The sequence below is a fragment of the Mycetohabitans sp. B46 genome, from assembly GCF_037389205.1.
Classification (GTDB): domain Bacteria; phylum Pseudomonadota; class Gammaproteobacteria; order Burkholderiales; family Burkholderiaceae; genus Mycetohabitans.
This window is the reverse complement of the sequence record NZ_JADBGL010000002.1, coordinates 308,224-330,614: the sequence shown is the minus strand read 5'-3', so window position 1 is coordinate 330,614 and position 22,391 is coordinate 308,224. Positions and strand designations below refer to the sequence as shown.

The 22,391-nt window shown below is 60.5% G+C and carries 21 protein-coding genes, 4 tRNA genes and 2 pseudogenes; 9 read left to right on the top strand and 18 right to left on the bottom strand.

Annotation, left to right across the window (positions count from 1 at the left end; all coding sequences use genetic code 11):
• Positions 1-96: 96 nt before the first annotated feature.
• On the top strand, positions 97-711 hold the full coding sequence (gene orn / locus IHE30_RS03580) for an oligoribonuclease (RefSeq protein ID WP_337688838.1): 615 nt from the start codon (positions 97-99) through the stop codon (positions 709-711).
• A gap of 56 nt (positions 712-767) precedes the next feature.
• Here the strand turns inward: orn and mog are convergent, their stop codons facing one another.
• Entirely contained in the window at positions 768-1,400 is a 633-nt protein-coding gene (gene mog, locus IHE30_RS03575) for a molybdopterin adenylyltransferase (RefSeq protein ID WP_443193597.1), read from the bottom strand.
• Positions 1,381-2,010, bottom strand: coding sequence for a ribosome biogenesis factor YjgA (yjgA, locus tag IHE30_RS03570; protein WP_337688837.1), 630 nt, complete (start codon positions 2,008-2,010; stop codon positions 1,381-1,383). Before yjgA ends, mog begins: the two co-directional genes overlap by 20 nt.
• A 67-nt stretch (positions 2,011-2,077) precedes the next feature.
• On the opposite strand from yjgA, the gene pmbA reads away from it, so the two are divergent.
• Positions 2,078-3,460, top strand: a complete 1,383-nt coding sequence (gene pmbA, locus IHE30_RS03565; RefSeq protein ID WP_443193588.1) for a metalloprotease PmbA — start codon at positions 2,078-2,080, stop codon at positions 3,458-3,460.
• Positions 3,461-3,473: 13 nt separating this feature from the next.
• Here the strand turns inward: pmbA and IHE30_RS03560 are convergent, their stop codons facing one another.
• From IHE30_RS03560 to IHE30_RS03540, 5 genes are all read right to left on the bottom strand, one after another.
• Positions 3,474-3,971 carry a dihydrofolate reductase gene (locus IHE30_RS03560; protein ID WP_337688834.1) on the bottom strand — a complete coding sequence of 166 codons (498 nt, stop codon included), beginning with the start codon at positions 3,969-3,971 and terminating at the stop codon, positions 3,474-3,476.
• Between the two features lie 205 nt (positions 3,972-4,176).
• Positions 4,177-5,013, bottom strand: a complete 837-nt coding sequence (locus IHE30_RS03555; RefSeq protein WP_337688833.1) for a thymidylate synthase — start codon at positions 5,011-5,013, stop codon at positions 4,177-4,179.
• A 134-nt stretch (positions 5,014-5,147) separates the two neighbouring features.
• A complete protein-coding gene (gene fumC / locus IHE30_RS03550; protein ID WP_337688832.1) occupies positions 5,148-6,545 on the bottom strand; it encodes a class II fumarate hydratase in 1,398 nt (465 codons plus the stop codon).
• 64 nt (positions 6,546-6,609) lie between these two features.
• Complete coding sequence (locus IHE30_RS03545; RefSeq protein WP_443193587.1) at positions 6,610-8,259, bottom strand: phospholipase D family protein; 1,650 nt, start codon at positions 8,257-8,259, stop codon at positions 6,610-6,612.
• Positions 8,260-8,481: 222 nt separating this feature from the next.
• The gene (locus tag IHE30_RS03540) at positions 8,482-9,888 is read right to left on the bottom strand and encodes an MATE family efflux transporter (RefSeq protein WP_337688831.1); all 1,407 of its coding nucleotides are present in this window, start codon (positions 9,886-9,888) and stop codon (positions 8,482-8,484) included.
• A gap of 324 nt (positions 9,889-10,212) precedes the next feature.
• Here IHE30_RS03540 and IHE30_RS03535 point away from each other — a divergent pair, with 324 nt between their 5' ends.
• A complete protein-coding gene (locus IHE30_RS03535) occupies positions 10,213-10,614 on the top strand; it encodes a hypothetical protein (protein ID WP_337688830.1) in 402 nt (133 codons plus the stop codon).
• Between the two features lie 126 nt (positions 10,615-10,740).
• Here IHE30_RS03535 and IHE30_RS03530 read toward each other — a convergent pair whose 3' ends face one another.
• A complete protein-coding gene (locus IHE30_RS03530) occupies positions 10,741-11,217 on the bottom strand; it encodes a CreA family protein (protein ID WP_443193596.1) in 477 nt (158 codons plus the stop codon).
• 527 nt (positions 11,218-11,744) lie between these two features.
• Here IHE30_RS03530 and IHE30_RS03525 point away from each other — a divergent pair.
• Entirely contained in the window at positions 11,745-12,020 is a 276-nt protein-coding gene (locus IHE30_RS03525) for a hypothetical protein (protein WP_443193595.1), read from the top strand.
• Positions 12,021-12,293: 273 nt separating this feature from the next.
• Here the strand turns inward: IHE30_RS03525 and IHE30_RS03520 are convergent, their stop codons facing one another.
• The 4 genes from IHE30_RS03520 to IHE30_RS03505 form a co-directional block, all read right to left on the bottom strand.
• Positions 12,294-13,631 carry a hypothetical protein gene (locus IHE30_RS03520; RefSeq protein WP_337688827.1) on the bottom strand — a complete coding sequence of 446 codons (1,338 nt, stop codon included), beginning with the start codon at positions 13,629-13,631 and terminating at the stop codon, positions 12,294-12,296.
• A gap of 23 nt (positions 13,632-13,654) precedes the next feature.
• Positions 13,655-14,302 (bottom strand): F-box protein, encoded by a 648-nt coding sequence (locus tag IHE30_RS03515; RefSeq protein ID WP_337688825.1) that lies wholly within the window; start codon positions 14,300-14,302, stop codon positions 13,655-13,657.
• A gap of 256 nt (positions 14,303-14,558) precedes the next feature.
• Entirely contained in the window at positions 14,559-15,668 is a 1,110-nt protein-coding gene (locus tag IHE30_RS03510; RefSeq protein WP_337688823.1) for a hypothetical protein, read from the bottom strand.
• A gap of 9 nt (positions 15,669-15,677) precedes the next feature.
• Entirely contained in the window at positions 15,678-16,181 is a 504-nt protein-coding gene (locus IHE30_RS03505) for an F-box protein (protein ID WP_337688821.1), read from the bottom strand.
• 135 nt (positions 16,182-16,316) lie between these two features.
• Between IHE30_RS03505 and IHE30_RS03500 the strand changes: the two are divergent.
• A pseudogene (locus IHE30_RS03500) lies at positions 16,317-16,554 on the top strand (transposase); the annotation flags it as partial.
• Positions 16,555-17,080: 526 nt separating this feature from the next.
• Here the strand turns inward: IHE30_RS03500 and IHE30_RS03495 are convergent.
• The 3 genes from IHE30_RS03495 to IHE30_RS03485 all read right to left on the bottom strand — a co-directional run bounded on the left by IHE30_RS03495 (position 17,081) and on the right by IHE30_RS03485 (position 17,910).
• Positions 17,081-17,156: transfer RNA gene (locus IHE30_RS03495), tRNA-Asn, on the bottom strand.
• Between the two features lie 106 nt (positions 17,157-17,262).
• Positions 17,263-17,586, bottom strand: a complete 324-nt coding sequence (fdxA, locus tag IHE30_RS03490) for a ferredoxin FdxA (RefSeq protein WP_337688819.1) — start codon at positions 17,584-17,586, stop codon at positions 17,263-17,265.
• Between the two features lie 248 nt (positions 17,587-17,834).
• A tRNA-Asn gene (locus IHE30_RS03485) sits at positions 17,835-17,910 on the bottom strand.
• 263 nt (positions 17,911-18,173) lie between these two features.
• On the opposite strand from IHE30_RS03485, the gene IHE30_RS03480 reads away from it, so the two are divergent.
• Together IHE30_RS03480 and IHE30_RS03475 are read left to right on the top strand one after the other, a co-directional pair.
• A complete protein-coding gene (locus tag IHE30_RS03480) occupies positions 18,174-18,476 on the top strand; it encodes a hypothetical protein (RefSeq protein ID WP_337688817.1) in 303 nt (100 codons plus the stop codon).
• A gap of 35 nt (positions 18,477-18,511) precedes the next feature.
• Positions 18,512-18,982, top strand: a complete 471-nt coding sequence (locus IHE30_RS03475; protein WP_337688815.1) for a hypothetical protein — start codon at positions 18,512-18,514, stop codon at positions 18,980-18,982.
• Between the two features lie 208 nt (positions 18,983-19,190).
• Here the strand turns inward: IHE30_RS03475 and IHE30_RS03470 are convergent.
• The 3 genes from IHE30_RS03470 to IHE30_RS03460 all read right to left on the bottom strand — a co-directional run bounded on the left by IHE30_RS03470 (position 19,191) and on the right by IHE30_RS03460 (position 20,485).
• Positions 19,191-19,265, bottom strand: a tRNA-Asn gene (locus IHE30_RS03470).
• Positions 19,266-19,597: 332 nt separating this feature from the next.
• Positions 19,598-19,669, bottom strand: a tRNA-Asn gene (locus IHE30_RS03465).
• A 495-nt stretch (positions 19,670-20,164) separates the two neighbouring features.
• Complete coding sequence (locus IHE30_RS03460) at positions 20,165-20,485, bottom strand: ferredoxin family protein (RefSeq protein WP_337689004.1); 321 nt, start codon at positions 20,483-20,485, stop codon at positions 20,165-20,167.
• Positions 20,486-20,743: 258 nt separating this feature from the next.
• Here IHE30_RS03460 and pncB point away from each other — a divergent pair, with 258 nt between their 5' ends.
• A complete protein-coding gene (pncB, locus tag IHE30_RS03455; RefSeq protein WP_337688814.1) occupies positions 20,744-21,937 on the top strand; it encodes a nicotinate phosphoribosyltransferase in 1,194 nt (397 codons plus the stop codon).
• A gap of 313 nt (positions 21,938-22,250) precedes the next feature.
• Positions 22,251-22,385, top strand: a pseudogene (locus IHE30_RS15065) (LUD domain-containing protein); the annotation flags it as partial.
• Between the last annotated feature and the right edge of the window lie 6 nt (positions 22,386-22,391).

The window sequence follows — 22,391 nt, the reverse complement described above, 5'->3', positions numbered from 1 at the left end:
AACGCTGTAATGCGCCTATTCTCGCACGTTCGCCGCGGGTGTCGCCGCTGCGGCGCTTCGGGCAAAATAGCGAGGAATCCATTTTAAGGCGTTTGAATGAGTCTCGACCTGCAGCAATCCGGCGGCCAGCCCGTGTTGGCCAAGAGTGAATTCAACTTGATTTGGCTGGATATGGAGATGACCGGCTTGCTGCCGAACACCGACCGGATCATCGAGGTCGCGGTGGTGGTCACCGATTCGAACCTGGCGGTGGCCGTCGAAGGCCCGGTATTGGCGATCCATCAGTCGGATTCGACGCTGGATGCGATGGACCAATGGAACAAGAACACGCATGGCCGCTCGGGCCTGATTGAACGGGTTCGTGCATCGTCGGTCACCGAAGCGGACGCGGCCGCGCAATTGCTCGCGTTTCTGTCGCAATACGTGCCGGCTGGCAAGTCGCCGATGTGTGGCAACTCGATTTGCCAGGACCGTCGTTTCATGGCGCGCTGGATGCCGGAACTCGAGGCGTTCTTTCACTATCGCAATCTTGACGTGAGCACGCTGAAGGAGCTGTGCCGCCGCTGGCAGCCGGCGATCTACAAGGGCTTCCAGAAGCGCGCATTGCATACCGCGCTGGCCGACATCCATGAGTCGATTGACGAATTGAAGTACTACCGTGAGCATTTCCTGCGCACGCCCGACGCCGCCCCCATGCCGCCGGCGTGTTGACTCGCTGGCTGCCGTCGGCTGTGCTGGCCGAGCCGGCCGGAACCGTGCGTTCCGGGTCAGGTTGCGGCCGGCGGCTTTGGCCGGATCGCGTTCTTGGGCCGGAATGCGACCACCTGCGCCGGGTCGGTTTCGATATACGGGCCGCCGATCAGGTCGATGCAGTACGGCACGGTGGCGAAGATGCCATTGACGATCACGTTCCCCTGCGCGTCGCGCACGCCCTCGAGCGTTTCACGGATCGACTTCGGCTGGCCGGGCAGGTTCACGATCAGCGCCGCATGATCGGCCGTTTCGCGAATCACCGCCACTTGGCGTGACAGAATCGCCGTCGGCACAAAATGCAGGCTGATCTGGCGCATTTGCTCGCCAAACCCGGGCATCGTCCGGGTGCCCACCGCCAGCGTGGCCTCCGGCGTGACGTCGCGCCGGGCGGGGCCGGTGCCCCCCGTGGTGAGCACGAGGTCGCAGCGGGCCTCGTCCACCAGCTCGGTCAGCGTGCGTGAAATGGTGGCGGCATCGTCGGCGATCAGCCGCGTGTGCGCTTGCCACGGACTCGTGAGCGTGTCGCTCAGCCATGCCTGTAGCGCGGGGATGCCTTGGTCCTCGTAGACGCCGGCACTGGCGCGGTCGCTGATCGAAACCAGGCCGACGATCAGTTTGTCGGCACGGTCATGCGGTGTCGTCATCATCTTGCTCGTCGTCGGAAGCAGCGGGGATCCCAGCGTGTTCGGCGCGCGGATCCGCATCACCAGTCACCTCTTTGATCCACTGGAACAGTTCTCTGAAATAGCGCGGCGGCTTGCCTTGGGCTGCCTCGCGCCGCGCATTGCGGATCAGCGTGCGCCCTTGCTGGACGTCGGCGCCCGGATGGACGCGTAGAAACTCGGTTAGCGCCTCGTCGCTCGCGAGCAACTGCGCGCGGGTGCGCTCGATCCAGTGCAATCGCACCGTCTCGGCTTTGTTCGTGCCGTTATATGTGTCCAGCGCGTTGCGCAGCGCCGCCACGTCGGCGTCTGGAAGGCCGCGCATCAGCCGTCCCACATATTGCAATTGCCGCCGCTTGCCCTCATGGTCTGTGATGCGGCGCGCCTCGCGTATCGCGTCGTCCAGGTCCTCGGGTAATGGCATGCGCTTGAGCGCATCCTTGGGCAGGTCAACCATCTCGGCGCCGAGCGCCTGCAGCGCCGTCATTTCCCGTTTGAGTTGCGATTTGCTCGGTCGCGTGTCATCGCGGCCGCCCTGTTGGTCGGCGAGCAGTTGCGGCTGCGTCGCCGCCGTGGTTCGTGTCTTGCGCGTCATACGCGTATTTTAGCGCGTGTCGCGTGCCATCCTCGCGGTTGGGCAAACGACTTGTTATGATCGCGTCATGAAAACCCAGGATCGAACTGACATGGCAGCACACCAGCGCGTGTTTCCACACACCCAGGCGCAACTGAAGGACATCGCGGCGGACATACTGCAGCACGCCAAGGCGCTCGGCGCAACCGATGCCGCAACCGAGATCTCAGAAGGCGACGGCTTGTCGGTGTCAGTACGGCGAGGCGAGGTCGAGACGATCGAGCACAACCGCGACAAGACGATGGGGGTGACCGTATTCATCGGCAACAAGCGCGGCAACGCGAGCACCTCCGATTTCTCGCCGGCGGCGCTGCGTGATACGGTATCGGCCGCGTACAACATCGCGCGCTTTACCGCGGAGGACAACTGCGCCGGGCTTGCCGAAGCGGAGTTGCTCGAGATGCACCCGCTGGATTTGGATTTGTTCCACCCATGGGCGCTACATGCCGACGACGCGGTCGAGATCGCGCGCCGCGCCGAACAGGCGGCCTTCGACACCGACTCGCGGATCCGCAACAGCGAAGGCGCGAGCGTGTCCGCGCAGCATTCGCAGTTCGTGCTAGCCACTTCCCGCGGTTTTGTCGGCGGCTATCCGTATTCGCGGCACGCTATCGCATGCTCGCCGATTGCCGGCAGCGGCCAGCAGATGCAGCGTGACGACTGGTACACGTCATGCCGCTGCGCAGCGCAATTGGCCCCGCCCGAAGCGGTGGGCCGCTATGCTGCCGAGCGTGCGCTGGCGCGTATCGGCGCACGCCGGCTCGAGACCCAAAAATGCCCGGTGCTGTTCGAGGCGCCGCTCGCCGTTGGGCTGCTGGGTGCGTTCGTGCAGGCGACCAGCGGCGGGGCGTTATATCGCAAGACGAGCTTCCTGAACGACTCGCTGGGCAAGCCTGTATTCGCGCCGCACGTGCAGGTGCGCGAGGATCCGCATGTGCCCCGCGCGCTGGGCAGTGCGCCGTTTGACGAGGAGGGGGTACGCACCACGCGGCGCGACGTTGTGCGCGACGGCGTGGTACAGGGGTATTTCCTGTCGACGTATTCGGCCCGCAAGCTGGGCATGAAGACCACCGGCAATGCCGGCGGCTCGCACAATCTGTCATTGACCAGCACGCTCACGCGCGAGGACGACGATTTCCGCGCGATGTTGCGCAAGCTCGGCACGGGCCTGCTGTTGACCGAGTTGATGGGGCAGGGTGTGAACTATGTCACGGGCGACTATTCGCGTGGCGCGTCCGGATTCTGGGTTGAGAATGGCCAGATCCAATATCCGGTCGAGGAGATCACGGTCGCCAGCACGCTGCAACAGATGTTTGCGCAAATCGTCGCGATCGGCGCCGACAAGATCGTGCGTGGGACGAAAGAAACCGGCTCGGTGCTGATCGAGCAGATGACGATTGCCGGCCAGTGAGTCCCGCGGTGGATCAGCGAATCCTTTCGTATTCGACGAACGCGTAGTCGAAGTCGTTTGGTGGGGCCGCGCGATGGGTTTCGCGCGACACTTCCCGCCAGTGCTCCGGTGACGGCGTGGCAAACGTCGCGTCGCCTTCGAATGCATGATCGATCTCGGTGACGATCAATCGCCCGGCGCGTCCGATTCCCTCGCGATACAACTGGGCGCCGCCGATCAGGTAGGCAAGCGGTGCATGCAGCGTTTCGCACAGCGCAAGCGCCGCATCCAGGCTCGTGACGGTGTCGCAGCCCTCGAAACGTCGCGCCGCATCGCGTGTCACGACGATGTTTCGGCGGCCCGGCAGCGCGCGCCCAATCGACTCGTGGGTCTTGCGCCCCATGATCAGCGGCGCACCCATCGTGGTGCGCTTGAAGTGCGCAAGATCCTCGGGCAGCCGCCATGGCAGCGCGTTGTCGCGTCCGATCACGCCGTTGCGTGCGCGCGCGACGATCAGGCAAAGCATCGTCATCAATTCACCGTGAGTTGGACAGGCAGAGGCGCGGGGCTGGCCCCGCCTGCCCGATTGTAGCTGACTGCGACGCAGCATTCGGCGATGCGACTCAGCATTCGGCGAGCAGTGGCGGACATGAACACGGCAATCGGAACACGGCAATCGCGGTTGACGCCGCTGGCCGGTTCGGACTGAGGACCGCTCAAGTCCCGGTGCCGTTAGGCTATACCGCGATCGGTGCGGCAATATGGGGATGCGGGTCGTAGCCGGCGATCTCGAAGTCTTCGAAGCGGTAATCGAACAGGCTGTCCGGCTCTCGCTTGATGATCAGCCGGGGTAGCGGCCGTGGCGTGCGGGTCAGTTGCAGCTGGGCCTGCTCGACGTGGTTCAGGTACAGGTGAGCGTCGCCGATCGAATGGACGATTTCGCCGGGCTGCAAGCCGAGTTGCTGCGCGATCATATGGGTGAGAAACGCCACCGACGCGCAGTTGTATGGAATGCCGAGGAACCAATCGCCGGAACGCTGGGTGAGCATGCAGCTCAACTTGCCCTCAGCGATGTAGAACTGATACAGGATGTGGCACGGTGGCAACGACATGCGGCCCTCCAGCGCGTTTTGCACGGGGGACTTCGACTCGTCGGGCAGAAACGACACGTTCCATGCGTTGATGATGTGCCGGCGGCTGTCCGGCTTGGTGCGCAGCGAGTCGAGCAGCGCTTGCACCTGATCGGTCCGGGTGCCGTCGGGATTGCGCCACGACCGCCACTGCGCGCCGTACACGGGGCCGAGTTCACCATCGGGCGTGGCCCATTCGTCCCAGATCGTCACGCCATTCTCATGCAGGTAGCGGATGTTCGTGTCTCCGCGCAGGAACCATAGCAACTCGTGCAGGATTGAGCGCACGTGCAGTTTCTTGGTGGTGAGCAGTGGGAAGCCGGTGGACAAATCATGCCGGTACGACACGCCGAACAGTGAGCGCGTGCCTGTGCCGGTGCGGTCGCTCTTGAGCGTGCCGCGTTCGAGCAGATCCTTGAGAATAGACAGGTACGGTGCATCCATGGTCTGGAACCGGGTTGTGAACCCGGTCAGGGAAAGTGGCTGGAAACGGCGAATGCACTATTCTACGTGACCGGGGAAAACGCGCCGGCTGAATTCAAATCGTGTGCTTGTCCAGTCATGGCTATCACGGCCGGCTAGCCGCGCGTGCCGACCATGTTCCGCGGTTGAACCCACTCATCGAACTGCTCAGCGGTCAGATAGCCGAGGGTCAGCGCGGCGGTCTTCAGCGTGGTACCTTCGTGGTGTGCCTTCTTGGCGATTTGTGCCGCCTTGTCATAGCCGATGTGCGGGTTAAGCGCGGTGACCAGCATCAGCGACTCGTTGAGCAGCGCGTCGATCCGTGCCCGATTCGGCTCGATGCCGCTCGCGCAGTGATCGTTGAAACTCAGCATGCCGTCCGTTAGCAGCCGGATCGATTGCAGCACATTGTGCGCGATCATCGGCCGAAACACGTTGAGTTCAAAATTGCCGCTCGCGCCGCCGAAATTGACGGCAACGTCGTTGCCAAAGACCTGGCAGCACAGCATCGTCAGCGCCTCTGCCTGGGTCGGATTGACCTTGCCCGGCATGATCGAGCTGCCTGGCTCGTTTTCGGGGATCGTGAGCTCACCCAACCCGCAGCGGGGGCCCGACGCGAGCCAGCGGATGTCGTTGGCGATCTTCATCAGGCTTGCGGCGAGCGTTTTCAGCGCGCCGTGTGCGGCCACCAGCGCGTCGGCCGCGGCCATCACCTCGAACTTGTTCGGCGCGGTGACAAACGGCAGCCCGGTGAGCCGGCCGATGGCCGCCGCAACCTTTTGCGCGAATTGCGGATGGGCGTTCAATCCGGTGCCGACTGCGGTGCCGCCCAGCGCGAGTTCGTACAGGTGGGGCAGCGTCGCGTCCAGATGGCGCATCCCCTGGTCGAGTTGAGCGACGTAGCCTGAAAATTCCTGGCCCAGCGTCAGTGGCGTGGCATCCTGTAGGTGCGTGCGGCCAATCTTCACGATGTCGGCGAAAGCGGCGCACTTGTGCGCGAGCGTGTTGCGCAGCTTAATTAGCGCCGGCTTGAGCCGCGTCGCGAGGCCTTGTGCGGCGGCGATATGCATCGCGGTCGGGAACACGTCGTTGGATGACTGGCCGCGATTCACGTCGTCGTTCGGATGCACCAGGCGCGCCTGGCCGCGTTCACCGCCCAGATGCTCGCTCGCGCGGTTGGCGATCACCTCGTTCAGGTTCATGTTGGTTTGCGTACCCGAGCCCGTTTGCCAGACCGCTAGCGGAAATTGCGCTGCGTGTTCGCCGGCGAGGATCTCGTCTGCCGCGGCAATGATCGCGCGTGCCTTGTCGGCGGGCAGCACGCCAAGCGCTTCGTTGACTTCAGCTGCGGCGCGCTTGACGATCGCCAGCGCGTGAATCAGCTCCGCTGGCTGCTTCTCCGTGGAGATCTTGAAATGTTGCAGCGATCGTTGGGTTTGCGCGCCCCACAGCCGGTTGGCAGGCACGGCGATCGCGCCAAACGTGTCGCGTTCCAATCTGACATTCTCTGTCATTTTATGCTCCAGCAGTGCGGACACGAGGTCCAGGGTGATCGGACAGGGCTGCCGCGGTGGCCGTTCACAGTTGATCACGCAGCGGCAGGACGAAAAACAAACCGGTGAGCACATTGCGTGCGAGGCCGGCGTTCGGGTCGAAGTGATAGGTGACGACCTGCCCATCCTCGACGTCGGTCCAAACGAGCGGTGAAGCCGGCGCGCCGATGGCGCGCAACTGGGCTTGTTCCTCGGGCGTGGCCAGGCGCAGCTGGTAGCTGAATGCTGGAGCGATCGCGCGTTCAAACAGCCGCGCCTGCTGCTCGGCGAGCGCCTTGCTATGGATGAACAACGCCAATTCCGTATTCAAATGAACTGAGCGAGGGTCAAGGTTCATCGAGCCGATGACCAGCGTCTCGCGATCGATCACATAGGCTTTCGTGTGCAGGCTCGAGCGGGAGCGGGAGCCGCTGATGCCAGGCGTTATGCGGCCGTTGCGCGCGGTCGACTTGAATTCGTAGAGCTGTGCGCCGGCGCGCAATAGCGGCTCGCGGTAAGGTGCATAGCCCGCCTGCACGGCGGGGGCGTCGGTCGCCGCCAGCGAATTGGTCAATACCGCCACCCGTACGCCACGGCCGACCAATTGATGCGTCAATGCGACGACGCTATCGCGGGGTACGAAGTACGGCGAAATCGCCAGCACTTCGCTGCGCGCAGCAAGAACCCGTTCTATCAGACGCTTGATCGGCGCACTCTTATAGTGCCCGACCGGCAGCTTCACCTTGCGCGGGGAATCAACAGCGAGTTGTGCAGGCGCCCACGTCAGGCCCAACTGGCCGAGGCGGATCTGCTGCGCGAGCGGCGTCGCGTTCAGCGGCCTCGCGCCGAACGCATCGGCCGTCTGTTGCCAGTGCCGACGCAGTCCCATGCGCACCGTCTCAATATCGTCTGCAGCGAAGCGCTGCCGGTTCAGCGTCTTGAGCGGATAGGCCAGGTCGCTGTTCCAATACTCGTCAAAGCTTGTCGAGATGTCGGCGACGATCGGGCCGGCGGCGAACACGTCCAGATCCCGGAAGTCCAGGTCTGCGCTCGCGTTGAAGTACGCATCACCGAGATTGCGTCCGCCGATGATCGCGATCTGGTTGTCGGCGATCATCGCTTTGTTATGCATCCGGTGTGTCAGCTTGTCTAGGTTCGTCAGCAAGTTCATCATTTTGCCCAACAAGCTAGCATCGGCGGACGAGAACGGATTGAACACACGGATCTCGATGCTCGGATGCAGGTTCAGCGCGGCCATCGTCTTGTCGATGTCCTTGAAATTCAAGTCATCGACCAGCATGCGTACGCGCACGCCATGATCGGCCGCGTAGAGCGCCGCAGCCAGCAGCAGCTTGCCGGTGTTGTCTGCTCCAGCGATGTAATACTGCAGATCCAATGTGCGCGTGGCCGCGTGCGCGAGTGCGACGCGCATCTGCAGCGCATCGGTGCCGTCGGCGAGCAAGCGGAATCCGTCCAGACAGCCATGGGCCGACGAGGCCGCTTGCACGGCGTGCGACAGTGGCGTGACGGTGTCGCCAGACAGCGCACGGGTCACCGGCGCCGCGTGCGCGCCAGCCTGCGGCAGAGGCGTCGTGCAGCCGGCACACAGCATCGATGACATCGCGAGCAGCAGCATGGCCGGCAGCATCCCCCGCCACCGTGCCGCCGTACCGGCCACGGCCACGCGTGTCGCCATGGCCGGCTGGGGCATCCGGGAGACCCAGGTGTGAGCCGAAAGGCCTGTGGTGAGACACCCGCTTGCGCTCACGTTTGCTCCGATCTGGCCGGCGCTCGCCGGCGTATTGAGTTGCAGCCCGCCGGTACCCGAGCGTCGCCGCCCTGGCTGCCGCGCCGCTTCGCTGCTGAGCACCGCTGCGTGGCGCTCGAGCGCGGCGGTCTTGCGTGATCCGCTACGCCGTTATGCCGCAGTGTCACCTCCGAGCGCTCGGCTTTTCCAGTAAAACCGGGTGACCATTAGGCACGCGACCGTGGCCAGCCCCGCGGCCAGGCCCCACCATAATCCCTTCGCGCCCAGGCCGGCATGGAAGGCGAGCCAATAGCCGGTCGGATAGCCGATGCCCCAGTAGCCGATGGCGGCCAGCAGCATGGGCACGCGCGTGTCGCGCAGTCCACGCAGGCAGCCGGCTCCGACGGTTTGCAGTCCGTCCACGATCTGGAACACGGCTGCCACCGCCAGCAGCGACGCGGCCAGCGAGATCGTCGCCGCGTTGGACGGCTCATGCGGGTTCAGATAAAGCACGATGATGCCGTGCGGCACCCACGTCATCACGGCGCCGCACGCCGCCATGAAGCCGCCTCCCAGCGCCAGCGCGACGAACCCGGCGCGGCGTGCCTCGACGGGATGGCGTGCACCCGCCCAGTACCCGACCCGGACATTGGCGGCCTGCGCAATGGCCAGCGGCACCATGAAAGTGGTCGATGCGACGTTCAGCGCAATCTGGTGCGCCGCGAGGGCAGTGGCGCCGAGTGTGCCCACCGCCAGGCTCGTCGCGAGGAACAGCATCGTCTCGACACCGTACGTCACGGCGACTGGCCAGCCGACCGAAAGCAACTCGGACATCACGGACCAGCGCGGGCGGCGCGAGCCGGCGACGAAGTGCCGGAATCGTTCGGGCAGGTGCAACAGCGCGAGCAGCACGAGTGCGCTCAGCCAGATCGTGATCGTCGTGGCCGCCGCGGAGCCGAGAAACCCCATGCGCGGCAAGCCCCACGCGCCCTGGATTAACCCGTAGTTCAGAAAGCCGTTTAACACGACGCCCCCCACCGATACCCACAACAGCCGTCGCGCTGCGCCGATCGCCGGCAGGAACGCGCGCATCATGCCGATGCCGACCAGGCTGCCCAGTGCCGCCCAGCGCAACACGCGCGCGTATTGGCCGACCTGTTCGGCCAACGCCGACGGCTGGCCTGCTGCTACCAGCAGCGGTGTCGCGAAGCTCAGCAGCACGAACGCCGGCACCGCCAGCATCAGCGATAGCGCAAGGCCCGTCCAGTAGATCGACGGCACGCGATGCTCTGCTTGGGCGCCGCGCGCTTGGGCGACCGTCACACTGACCGACTGGAGCACGCCTTGCAGCAGGGCCATGGCGGTGAAAAACAGCATGGCGCCGAGTCCGCCGGCCGCCAACGCGTCGGGACCCAGTGAGCCAAGCAGGATCGTGTCGGTGACGCCCATCGCCATTTGTGACAGTTGCGCGATGGCAAGCGGCGCTGCCAGGCGCGCCGTCTCGGTCGCATGATGGGCGAGCGTAGTCTTGCCGTGATGGCGTGCCGGCGTGCGCTGGGCAGTACCAAGATGAGTCATTAAAAGCGAATCGGAAGGTAATGGTTTAGGAAGGTAATGGTTTATCTTAACAGCGCAGTCTACTGAGGAAAAAGCCCCGGTTGGGTGTGTCCGCAATACGAAACGACGGAATCGATCGTTGGTTGTAAGTAAACGCTGGTAAACGAAACGACAGGTAACAATCGAAACCGTGGCGAACCTCCCGCTGCAGCGCGGGTCAGTTCAAAGGCCCGATGCATGCACGCTGTGCCAGGTTGTCACGCACGGGCAGGTCGGCAGGCGCGCGGGAGTCGTTGCCCATGCGCCTTGCGCCGTTCATTGATCGACTTCGTAGGGAGGCATCTAATGACTGTAATTCGTCAAATCCGTTGTATCACGCTGGGCGCTGCGCTGGCGGCCGCCACTGTTGCCGCCTTCGCGCAAACGCCGGTTCAAGGTGGCGGCGAGACCGCTGGTGCAGCCGTTGGCGTGGGCGCGCACAGCGCGGATTCCGCCGCGGGCAGCGGTGGCACAGGCACCGGCCAGCGTATTGTCGCACCGGGCCCAGTCGATCCGCTCGTGCAGAAGCGCGATGCGGAAGCGGCGGCCAACGCGGAGTACAGCGCCAACAAAAAGGCGCTCAAGCAGGAGTACCGCAGCCAGTTAAAGGCGGCCAAGCAACAGCGCAAGGCGGCCAAGCGGGACGCGGCCCAGACGCTCAATGAGCAATCGGGCAGCGCGGCGGCCGACAAGGGCGCGCAAAACTGATCGGTGTTGCGGGCGGTGTCGCCGTCCCCGGCGCGCCGACCCGCCGCCTGCTGCGCCGACCTATTTGGAGTGGTTTGGCATTGGCCCGGCGCGCTCAATGCGGCGCGCCGCTGGTACGAGCACGGGTCACCTGAGTGGGATGGACTGACCCTGCACCGGTACAGCCGTCACGCTGTTCTTCGCACTGCCTGATACGACGCGATCGCTGTAGGTCAGATAGACCAGCGCATTGCGCTGGCGGTCGACCACGCGCACGACATGCAATGTCTTGAAGATCAGCGATATCCGTTCCGAGAAGATGTTGGCTTGCAGCGGCAGCGGCGCCTTGAATTGCAGGGCGGCAACCTGCCGGCAGGCGATCGACGCTTCGGTCGGATCCTCGGCAACGCCCAGCGAGCCCTTGATCCCGCCGGTACGCGCGCGAGATACGTAACAGGTGACACCGTTGACGGCCGGATCGTCATAGGCTTCGACCACGACCCGGTCCGATCCGATCATTCGGAAATTCGTATTGACGCTGCCGATCTCTTCTGCGCTGGCCGTCGTGCACCAGCATAGCAGTGCGGCGGCGCCCAGCGCGGCCCCCGTTGTCGTTCGCTTGATGCTTGACAAAGCCATCGCAAGGTCCGCCCGCCCGGCGTTTGGCGCGCGGACCCGTGCGGCGGCGACGGCGGTGGCTGGATCGGGCGCCGTGCGCGCTGTCCCTAGGGCGTCAGGCGGTCGGGCGGGGGAGAAAGCAAGGCAGGGTATCGAAAGGCAGGACGGCGTCATGGTCACCCGAAACAAGTTGGCGGTCCCGGGCGGCGCACGGGAATACATTTTTCAATTTACCACCAATGTCGCAACGATCGACACCGATGACGCGAGTCACCCTGCATAACGTGACACCGGTTTCAGCGTTTTGGGCCAACGGAGCAGCGACACCGTTCTTCCGTTACGCTATGGCTTCAGTTCGCTGCGCATGCGGGCCGCAACAAATATGCGGCATCATGCCATGCGTGCGGCGCTGATCGAAACCGCCATTTTTCTTGCTTGCCACCATGCGTGTGTTTAACCGATTGTCGCTTTGTTCCGTCAACGTCCCCCTCTCGTATCGGCGCGTGCCGCGTCAGCCTTTTCCTGGTGGCGCACTGCGCCGCGGGCACTCGAGTGCCGCCTTGCTTGCCTGCGCGGGCGTCGCGACCCTCGCGCTGAGCGTGCCGGCCGTAGCGTGGGCACAAAACAAGCCCGGCGTGCCAGGCGGTATCCTGAGCGGCCAATTTCGCTTCAACGAGCACCCGCAGATGCAGTTTGCCGCTTCTGCGCCGAACCCGAAGTTCCAACATGGTTTGCCGGATGAGCGGCGGCGGCGGGCTGACCGCGGCGATCCGTCCGGCGAGGCGTGCAATCTGAAGTGCGGCAAATGAGCCGATCGGTGCGCTGCAGCACCGGTAAGCTGGCGGGTTGTGAGTAAGTTTGGGATAACTGGCCTGCTCGCGGTGCATAACCCCGTGGAAAACCGTTGGATATCGTGTGGACAACCCGGGAGGCGGCGTGAGCCGTACGGGGCGGCGTGTGGGCAGCCACTTAGCGGCGCGCCGCGTGTAAAATTATCCAAACATCGGCAGCTGGCTCGCAGAGTTCGGCAGGGTTAGGTAACCGGTGCTGCCGGTGACACGTCATCGGCAGCGTCGTGGGCGTTAACCTGCTTGATTCAATTGGAGCACATAGTCGCAAGTGTCCGCAGCCAACCGGTTACGGTTACGTTCGATGAACGCCCTGATCTCGATTTTGGCGTCTTTCCATTGCTGATTGGGCATGCCTGATAAGGGATCCCAGTATTCCAACTCCGTAAATATGTCGTGCACGTCTTGTACATCGTAGTGATCAAGTGCACGTAGTGTGCTGTGCCACACTTGCTTGGCTAACGCTTCGTCCAGCCTCCTTGTACTTAAAATTAGCTCAAGCGCCATCAATACACGCTGCTCGGGCGGCATGCGTTGTATAACTTCATGGCTTTTATCCAATAGGCTAAGTGCGTGCTGCCACACTTGCTTGACTAGCGCTTCATCTAGTCCCCCTGTACTTTCAATCAGCCCGAGCACCGCCAATGCACGTTGTTCGGGCAGCACACGCTCGATGATGGGTTCGAGTCGCGATAGCTCATGGGCCTGTTGAGCTGGCGGTAATACCACCGTTGCACTCAGCAGGTAGCGTAACGCCTGGCCTAATTGGTGATCGGGTAGTGACAGCGTTAAGTGTCGTAGATTGGCATAGTGTACAGGCATGTGTGCCTGCGGTAGCAGCCATATTTTGTCGGCCAACGCACCGATCGGCGCGCCACGGTGCGACGCCGGCAGATAGTGTACCCACTGAATCAATGTTTCGTATAACTCAGCGATTGTCGTCGTAGCTGTAGTATAGGATTGAATGTTGAATTCGATTAGCAGTGCGGCTAGCTCCACGATCAACTCAGCTTGTTCGGCTGAATTTAACCCAGAAAGCCGGCTTACAAAAGCTCGATATTCGGTTTCGAACTGCAAGGGGTCAATGGGAAGTTTTTTCCGCGTCGATGCCAGGATGGCCCAGGTGCTGCCCTGTTCGGTGCGTCGTCGTTCGGCGTCGGCATAGGCAAACTCATACAAAGCGGACCGCTGTTCTGGAAAATTGACTATGGACCAGATCATCTTTTTTTGTATTAGCAAGCCTTCCTTTGGCACATGGCCTGCGGCCTCGAAAAGCTGCTGGAATGCCGCCGTCTGTTGCTCTTTGGGCAACTTATTTATTTGCTTAGATAAAGCATCGATCGGCGCGCCGCGGTGCGACGCTGGCAGACGTTGTACCCATTGGGTTAGCGTTTCGTACCATCCAGCGATTGTCGTAGCGGTAGGGTAGTGGGCGGGAAGAGGATCCCAAGATACTGTAGGGGGAGGGCCAGGCAGTCGTGTGGCTAGTTCCGCAATCAGTTCAGCTTGTTCGGCTGGATTTAACACGGGAAGCCGGCGCACAAAAGCCCGATATTCGGTTTCAAACTGCAAGGAGTCAACTGGCGGCAACCATCCTAGCAACGATGCAAGGGCAGCCCAGGTGCTACCTTGTTCAGGACGTCGTCGTTCGGCGTCAGCATAGGCAAATGCATATAAATCGGAGCGCTGGCCCGAAAAAAAAGGATAGATTTGATCATCCTTTTTTGTATGTGCAAGCCTTGCTCTGGCACACGGCCTGCGGCCTCAAAGACTTGTTGGAATGCCGCTTTCTTTTGCTGTCGCGCTTCGGGCAACATAATTAAACAGTTTGCCAGCTTTCGCAGTGGCTCGGCACGTAGCATCGGGTCGGGGATACGCTCGATTTCAGCGAGTAGCCGTTGTGCCTGCAGGAAACCTTCCTGCGTCTCGAAGCGGGTAGCATCAGCGCGTTGGCAGCAAAGCCGGCTCAGTCGTCTTGCCTGCAGTGCATGGTAGGTTCGCTTGTCCACAGTCGACAGATTGCCGATGTCATCGAACGGCATGTGGCCGGCCACCTGCTGAAGGATCTCGGGCGGCAAATCATGGTACGTCGTCGGACGTTGCCGCGCACTGGTGTTCGCCCGCGCCGCTAAGCGCGGGGAGGGCGGTGGGGCAGTGGCTGCAGAGCGATCGGCTTGCTGACTTTGCATGGCGTAAAGTGCAACTTGAGCGCTGTTGGCAGTGAAGGTGGGATCAAAGTCCATGATCCAGTGTGAAAGACTTGTTGATTTTAGTGAGGCTGGGTGGTCCCTTCTAGCTGCTTAATCTCGGCCACCTTCAGCTTCATCGCGCCGTGGCCGGGCAGCGCCTGCTGCGGGTGCGCCGTCAATTCGCGTCCCCCTTTGTGCAAAACGTTTTTATGCAGTTCTAGGTCGCAGTCGCTTGTGTGACTGACACGCCACGCTGCTTGACCCGTGTCATTGCCTTGCATTTGAGCCCTTATTGAACTGCTTTCATGGTTCATTGTTCGCCGTATCTCGGTGTCCGTAAATCGTCAAGATTCCAATCTGCCGCCGCCTCCGCATCGGTCCATGATCCGACGTCATCGGCAGTGTTGATGGGAAGGTTCACGCTGCTTTCATGCTGTCCAAGATATTGGAGCAGATGATTGAAGCCACTATACCGATTACGATTACGTTCGACGAAGGCCCTAATCTCGGTTTTGGCCTCTTTCCATTGCTGGTCGGAAAATAGTGAGATTGAAGCCCAGTATGCCAATTCGTCAAATATGGTGGACACGTGTGCTGCATCGCAGTTATCAAGTGCACGTAGCGCACGCTGCCACACTTGTTTGGATAGCGCTTTGTCCACTTCGTCCAACCTAATCGTACTCAATATCAGCTTATACACTACCGATGCACGCTGCTCGGACGGCATGCGTTGGATGGCTTCATTGCTGCTGTCAAGTAGGCTTAAGGCACGCTGTCCCACTTGCTTGACTAGTCCTTCTTCGTCTAGCCCTAATGTACTTTTAATCAATCCAATCGCCACCAATGCACGCTGTTCAGGCAGCACACGTTCGATGATGGGTTCGAGTCGCCACAACTCGTGTGCTTGCTGGGCTGATGGCAAGTTTGCCACCGTGCTTGACAGATAGCGTAACGCCTCGCCTAATTGGTGATCCGGCAGTGACAGCGTCCAGTGCCGTAGATTGGCATAGTATAGAGATTTTTGCTCTTCTGACAGCAGCCATATAGATTCGGCTAACGCACCGATCGGCGCGCCGCGGTGCGAGGCCGGTAGGCGTTGCACCCATTGGGTCAGCGTTTCGTACAATTCAGCGATTGTCGTCGCTGTGGGATAGTGGTTCGGAACAAACGCGATGAGCAGTGCGGCCAGTTCCACGATCAGTTCAGCTTGTTCGGCTGGGCTTAACGCCGGGAGCCGGCTCACAAAAGTTCGGTATTCGGTTACAAACTGCAAAGGGTCAATGGGGAACTCTTTTCGCACCGATGCAAGGGCGGCCCAGATGCTGCCGTGTTCGGGGCGCCGTCGTTCGGCGTCGGCATAGGCAAACTCATACAACTCGTGTTGCTGCTGTGGCGAAAAACAGATTGTAGATACGATCATGTCTTTTTGTCATTGCAGGCCTTGCCTTGGCACACGGCCTGCAGCCTTGAAGACTTGCTGGAACGCGGCTGTCTGTTGCTCTTCAGGCAAACGCCTTAACTGCTGCGATAGTGCCCGAAGTGGCTCGGCACGCAGCATCAGTTCGGCACGGATGTGCTCAATCTCAGTGAGTAACCGTTGTACCGATGTGAAATCTGGCACAGGGCCCTCGCTGGCGTTTCTAGTGCAAAACCAGCTCAGTCGCCACTCTTGCAGCGCATGGTAGGTTCGCTTGTCTACGGCCGACAGGTTGGGGATGTCGAATAATGACATGTGGGCGGCCACCCGTTGAAGAATTTCAGGCGGCAAATCATGGTACGTCGTTGGGCGTTGTCGCGCGCTGGTGCTGGCCTGTGCCGCTAAGTGTGGGGGCGGCGGTGAGGCAGCGGCCGCAAAACGGCCGGCTGGCTGGCCTTGCATTGCATAAAGGGCAGCTTGAGCGCTGTTGAGCGTGGAGGCGGAATCAAAGTCCATTTAAAAATTTAAAAGACTTTTTAATCTCAATTAGGCTGGGTGGCTGGCAAGTAGATAGCATCCTGCACTGTAGCTGCTTGGTGTTCTGTGGCCTGTCTTCCGCAAACAACGATTAGTCGGAATGAAGTAAGGTTCATTTTCAGAGAAAAAGACGAACACGAAAAAGCGTTTCACGATAGGGTAAATCAACGGATTGTGAAAGAAGCCGAGTTCAGCCTGCTGGTAAAAGAGCTGTGCAGGAAGCACGGGTTTAGTAACGCGTCGTTCTGCACGTGGCGCGAATTTGTTGGCGTGCCGGTATCGGAAGCGCGCCGGCTGAAGGAATACGCGGCTGAAGAAGCTACTGGCCGAAGCGATGCACGAGATATCGTCGTGGACCACGGCATTCCGGGCTTTTATGTTCCTCGCGTGCTGGCCGGTAGCACGGTTTCGCGACTATCCAAAAGCGCTGCGAGCAGACCGCGATTAGAATTTACAAGCCGGGCGCTCGACTAATGGACGTATGCGCATGGGTTTTTGTCGCTTGAGGACGCCAGGCGCAAATCGAGAAGCGGGTTCGATAGGCTTCCCGCGCCAAAACAGCCACAGGCCCATCATTTTTCACGATATGAAAAATTGATTCAAGGAAGTCAGACGGCGTAATGGCAGTTGAGCAAAATTACGTCTGCCCGACAGCCGAACGTACCTGCCGCTTGATGGGCGCGGGTTAGGCGGGATGCCGCGCCAAGACCGACCCGATGTCGGTTTTTCTTACCTGCGCCAAAGCGAGACGAATTGCCAATCACACACTTTAATTTTTCGGCCCCGCCGCGTTGACCGGAAATGCCGACAGGTGCTGACATGGAGACCAGAAAGCAAAAAGCCCAACCTTGAGGGCTGGGCTAAATGCTTGATTTTTTTGGCTCCCCGACCTGGGCTCGAACCAGGGACCTACGGATTAACAGTCCGGCGCTCTACCGACTGAGCTATCGGGGAACAGCAGAGAAGTGAAATTCTATCGGCGTCTTATCACCTTGTCAACAGGTGGTGCGTCGAAGCGTGGTGTCATTGATCACCGACGAACCCGGCGCGCCCGTCCCGCTCATCGCTCGAGCAGCTTCAGCTTGTCTTTCACGTCTTTCCATTCCTCCGCGCCCGGCAGAGCAGGCTTGGTCCTTGTGATGCTGGGCCAGTCCTTTGCCAGTTCCGCGTTCAGTTGGATGAATGGTTGCTGGTCGCCGGGGACGTCTTCTTCCGCATAGATCGCATTGACCGGGCATTCCGCCACGCAGACCGCGCAATCGATGCACTCATCCGGGTCGATCGCGAGGAAGTTCGGACCTTCGCGAAAGCAGTCCACCGGGCATACGTCGACACAGTCGGTATAGCGGCACTTGATGCAGCTTTCGGTCACAACGTGAGTCATTGAAGCTCCTGCACTCTGTGTATAGCGATGTGGACGCACAATGAAGCCACGGTCGCCACCATTTGCAAAATAACTATTGTAGCGCACCGCGGCGCTGCTTCGCTGCTCTTTGTCCGATTGAAAATGAGAGTGCGGCCGGCGGTTTGCACCGGAGCAGTAGGGCGAAAGGGCTTCAGCTATTAGATAGAGTATTTAATAGTAGGCCAGCGTGGCATGAAAAAAGGGGCTGCGTTTTCACGCAGCCCCTTTGGCTTCCCGACCTGGATTCGAACCAGGGACCTTCGGATTAACAGTCCGGCGCTCTATCGATTGAGCTATCGGGAAAGCCCATGAATCAAAGCGTACTCGCGTCTTATCGCCTTGTCAACAGGTAGCGCCGAAGTGTGTCGTGAGCCCATGAATTGTCCGGATTTATGGCACGTAATGTGTCCGGTTTTGGGGTGTCGTATGGAGCCACCTGTAAGCTGGGCACGTTGGTGATAGGAAACCCGGAAGATGAGATTCGAAGAGATCTACAACGACTGGCAAGACAAGCGGCTTACGCAGGCCGAGGCGGCGCGGCTATTGGGCGCACGTTTGGGCGGCAGATGGGGCGCTATGAGGCCGGCGGCCTGCAAGGGCTGATCGACAAGCGGCTGGATCAGCCCTCGCACAAGCGAGCGCCGGTGGATGAAGTGGCCAAGCTCGTGCAGCTGTACCGGCGCGACTACGCTGGCTGGAACGTGCGGCACTTTCACAGTTGGTACCAACGTGAGCATGGTGGCATGCGCAGCTACACATGGGTGAAGAACCAACTGCAGCAAGCGGGCCAGGTCAAACGCGCCAAGGCCGGTGGTACCGCGGCAGCCACTATTGCTATACGCCTAAAGCCGGTGAGAAGGTCGATCTGACTACGCCTACGCGGTTCGGCCGGGCGTTGGCGCAGTTGGGCATTGAGCATATCGCTGCCTATTCTCTAGAGGCTCGCGGGCGCTCGGAGCGGGCCTTTGGCACACACCAAGAACGCTTACCGCGCGAACTGGCTAAGGCCGGCATCACCGATATGCAGCAGGCCAACGCTTACCTGGAGCAACGCTACATGCCGCGCCACAACGCTGAGTTCGCCGTGCCGGCCGCTGAGCCTGGCAGTGCCTTCGTGCCCTACATCGGCAACGGCTTGGCCGACATGCTGAGCGAGCATCACGAGCGCGTGGTTGGCAACGACAACTGCGTGACATTCGAGCGGCTCAAATTGCAGATTCCAGCGGATCGCACACGGGCTCACTACGTCAAGCGGCGCGTGCGGGTGCATCGCTACGTGGACGGCGCTTTGGCTGTGTTTTACGGTCCCCGCCGGTTGGCCCGTTATGAGGTGAACGGTGCACTCGTCAGCGCATCGGCTCAATGGGCCGCCTGAGGCTTCGCCAGACGGCCGCACGGCGGGCAAATCGACTTCGGGCTACGCCCTGCGCCGCTTCGCTGCTCTTTGTCCGATTGAAAATGAGAGTGCGGCCGGTGGTTTGCATCGGGGCGGCAAGGCGAAAGGGTTTCAGCTATTAGATAGAGTGTCTAATAGCAGGCCAGCGTGGCATGAAAAAAGGGGCTGCGTTTTCACGCAGCCCCTTTGGCTTCCCGACCTGGATTTGAACCAGGACCTTCGGATTAACAGTCCGGCGCTCTATCGATTGAGCTATCGGGAAAGCCCATGAATCAAAGCGTACTCGCGTCTTATCGCCTTGTCAACAGGTAGCGCCGAAATGTGACATCTCATCGATCAATGAGGAATGGCGCTTCAATCGAGTAGCTTCAGCTTGTCTTTTCTTCGGCCACGGTCACCACCATTTGCAAAAGAATTATTGGAGCGCACCGCGGCGCCGCTTCACTGCTCTTTGTCTGATTGAAAATTGATAGGGCGGCCGGCGGTTTGCACCGGGGCGGCAGGGCGAAAGGGCTTCAGCTATTAGATAAAGTATTTAATAGTAGGCCAGCATGGCATGAAAAAAGGGGCTGCGTTTTCACGCAGCCCCTTTGACTTCCCGACCTGGATTTGAACCAGGGTCTTCAGATTAACAGTCCGGCGCTCTATCGATTGAGCTATCGGGAAAGCCCATAGATCAAAGCGTACTCGCGTCTTATTGCCTTGTCAACAGGTGGCGCCGAAGTGTGACATCTCATCGATCAATGAGGAATGACGCTTCAATCGAGTAGCTTCAGCTTGTCTTTTCTTCGGCCACGGTCACCACCATTTGCAAAAGAATTATTGGAGCGCACCGCGGCGCTGCTTCACTGCTCTTTGTCCGATTGAAAATGAGAGTGCGGCCAGCGGTTTGCACCGGGGCGGCAGGGCGAAAAGGCTTCAGCTATTAGATAAAGTGTCTAATAGTAGGCCAGCATGGCATGAAAAAAGGGGCTGCGTCTTCACGCAGCCCCTTTGGCTTCCCGACCTGGATTTGAACCAGGACCTTCGGATTAACAGTCCGGCGCTCTATCGATTGAACTATCGGGACAGCCCATGGATCAAAGCGTACCCGCGTCTTATTGCCTTGTCAACAGGTGGCGCCGAAGTGTGACATCTCATCGACCAATGAGGAATGACGCTTCAATCGAGTAGCTTCAGCTTGCCTTTTAAGTCTTTCCATTTCTCCGCGTCCGGCAAAGCAGGCACGCTCCTCGTAATTTTGGGCCACTTCTCCGCCACTTCTTCGTTCAGTTGGAGGAAGTGTTTCTGGTCGCTGGGGACGTCGTGTTCCTCATAAATCGCATTGCCCGGGCATTCCGCTACGCAAACCGCGCAATCGATGCATGCATATGGGTTGGTCACCACGAAGTTCAAACCTTCGTGAAAGCAGTCGACCGGACATACCTGCAGACATGGGCCATCGTGGCACTTGATGCAGCTTTCAGTCACAACGTGAGTTATGGAATCCCCTGCACTCTGTGTATAGCGATGTGGGTGTGCAATGAAGCCACAAACGCTACCATTTTTTATAATGGCGAGTGTAGCGCACCGCTTCGCTGCTGTTTGTCCGATGCTGGTATAACTTTGGTGATATTTATATACGACACGCGCTTTACTGCGTACGCGCCTTGGCATCGCTTGCGCTAACATCAACGTCAGGTGCCGCGCCAAACGGCCGCGGCGCGTCCGGGCTTTCGGCCTGTGCTTGGCTGTGTGACCATGATCATCACTTCGTTACTCGATACCGATCTTTATAAATTTACGATGATGCAGGTCGTGCTGCATCATTTTCCTGCCGCCAGCGTCGAGTATCGGTTCCGTTGCCGCACGCGCGGCATCGATCTGGTGCCATACGTGGACGAGATTCGGGAGCAGATCGGCCGCCTGTGCCAGTTGCGCTTCACCGACAACGAACTCGACTACTTGCGCCAGTTGCGCTTTATCAAGAGCGACTTCGTCGACTTCCTCGCGCTGTTCCAGCTCAACGAGAAGTACATTCGCGTCTGGCCGTCGCCGAAGGCCAACGGTGAGATTGAGATCGTCGTGCGCGGGCCGTGGCTGCATACGATCCTGTTCGAGATTCCCGTGCTGGCGATCGTCAATGAGGTCTATTTCCGTAATACGCAGCGCTCGCCGGCATACCACGAGGGACGCGAGCGGCTGACTGACAAGATGGCGATGCTCGGCGCGAGGCCTGACTACGCCGATTGCAAGATTGCCGACTACGGTACGCGGCGACGCTTTTCGAAGCAGTGGCACGAGGAGGTCATCCTGACGCTAATGGCGGGGCTCGGTGAGCAGTTTGCCGGCACCAGCAATGTCTACTACGCGATGAAGCATGGGTTGACGCCACTGGGCACGATGGCGCACGAGTACCTGCAGGCGTGTCAGGCGCTGGGGCCGCGGCTGCGCGATTCGCAGATTTTTGGTTTTGAGAGGTGGGCCAAGGAATACCGCGGTGATCTCGGCATTGCGTTGTCCGATGTCTACGGCATGAAGGCGTTCCTGCGCGACTTCGATATGTACTTCTGCAAGCTGTTCGACGGTGCACGGCACGATTCGGGGGATCCGTTCGAATGGGGCGAGCAGCTATTGAAGCACTACGCGTTGAATCGCTGCGACCCCCGCACCAAGATCCTGGTCTTTTCCGATGCCCTCGACATCCCGAAAGTGCTGCAACTGTACGAGCGTTTTCGCGGCCGCTGCAAACTAGCATTTGGCGTGGGGACCAACCTGACCAACGACCTGGGCTATCCGCCGCTGCAGATCGTGATGAAGATGGTCCGCTGCAATGGCCAGCCCGTTGCGAAATTGTCCGATTCGCCAGGCAAAAATATGTGCGACGATCCCGCGTACATCGCGTATTTGCGGCAGGTGTTTGAGATCGACACGCCGTTGGAGGAGGCCCACTGAACTCGGTGAGGCCGGCACGCGCCGGCGGCATGCACGTGGCGCTTCGTGATCACGTAGCACCACGTGATGGCCTCGCACTGCGTCGCGCGGGCGGCGTCCCGCAGGCTAGATGCCGTCACGGCCATCGGGGATCTCCAATGGCCATTCGGCCAATGGCTGCGCCGTGCTCGCCGGTATAGTCCGCCGGTATAATCTGCTCGAAGGCGTTGCCGACGCGCTAACAGAGGATCGCTACATGGACACTTCGGCGACTCGCCGCAACATCATCGCTCGCATTCGCGCGGCGCAGCGCCGGCCGGCGCAGCCTGCGGCGGCCGAGCGCGCCGAATTGCCACGCGTGGTCAACTTCATCTCAAGTCCGCCGCGTACCGGCGACATCGAACGAACCATTGTGCTGGGTGCGCATGGTCCTTATGGCGTTCATGCAGTCATTGTGCGTGGCGCGTGATTCCTG

Excerpts from the sequence above, each read along its gene's own strand:
- orn (WP_337688838.1), top strand. The coding sequence starts at position 97 with ATGAGTCTCGACCTGCAGCAATCCGGCGGCCAGCCCGTGTTGGCCAAG.
- mog (WP_443193597.1), bottom strand. The coding sequence starts at position 1,400 with ATGATGACGACACCGCATGACCGTGCCGACAAACTGATCGTCGGCCTG.
- yjgA (WP_337688837.1), bottom strand. The coding sequence starts at position 2,010 with ATGACGCGCAAGACACGAACCACGGCGGCGACGCAGCCGCAACTGCTC.
- pmbA (WP_443193588.1), top strand. The coding sequence starts at position 2,078 with ATGAAAACCCAGGATCGAACTGACATGGCAGCACACCAGCGCGTGTTT.
- IHE30_RS03560 (WP_337688834.1), bottom strand. The coding sequence starts at position 3,971 with ATGACGATGCTTTGCCTGATCGTCGCGCGCGCACGCAACGGCGTGATC.
- IHE30_RS03555 (WP_337688833.1), bottom strand. The coding sequence starts at position 5,013 with ATGGATGCACCGTACCTGTCTATTCTCAAGGATCTGCTCGAACGCGGC.
- fumC (WP_337688832.1), bottom strand. The coding sequence starts at position 6,545 with ATGACAGAGAATGTCAGATTGGAACGCGACACGTTTGGCGCGATCGCC.
- IHE30_RS03545 (WP_443193587.1), bottom strand. The coding sequence starts at position 8,259 with ATGGCGACACGCGTGGCCGTGGCCGGTACGGCGGCACGGTGGCGGGGG.
- IHE30_RS03540 (WP_337688831.1), bottom strand. The coding sequence starts at position 9,888 with ATGACTCATCTTGGTACTGCCCAGCGCACGCCGGCACGCCATCACGGC.
- IHE30_RS03535 (WP_337688830.1), top strand. The coding sequence starts at position 10,213 with ATGACTGTAATTCGTCAAATCCGTTGTATCACGCTGGGCGCTGCGCTG.
- IHE30_RS03515 (WP_337688825.1), bottom strand. The coding sequence starts at position 14,302 with ATGGACTTTGATCCCACCTTCACTGCCAACAGCGCTCAAGTTGCACTT.
- IHE30_RS03510 (WP_337688823.1), bottom strand. The coding sequence starts at position 15,668 with ATGATCGTATCTACAATCTGTTTTTCGCCACAGCAGCAACACGAGTTG.
- IHE30_RS03505 (WP_337688821.1), bottom strand. The coding sequence starts at position 16,181 with ATGGACTTTGATTCCGCCTCCACGCTCAACAGCGCTCAAGCTGCCCTT.
- fdxA (WP_337688819.1), bottom strand. The coding sequence starts at position 17,586 with ATGACTCACGTTGTGACCGAAAGCTGCATCAAGTGCCGCTATACCGAC.
- IHE30_RS03480 (WP_337688817.1), top strand. The coding sequence starts at position 18,174 with ATGGGGCGCTATGAGGCCGGCGGCCTGCAAGGGCTGATCGACAAGCGG.
- pncB (WP_337688814.1), top strand. The coding sequence starts at position 20,744 with ATGATCATCACTTCGTTACTCGATACCGATCTTTATAAATTTACGATG.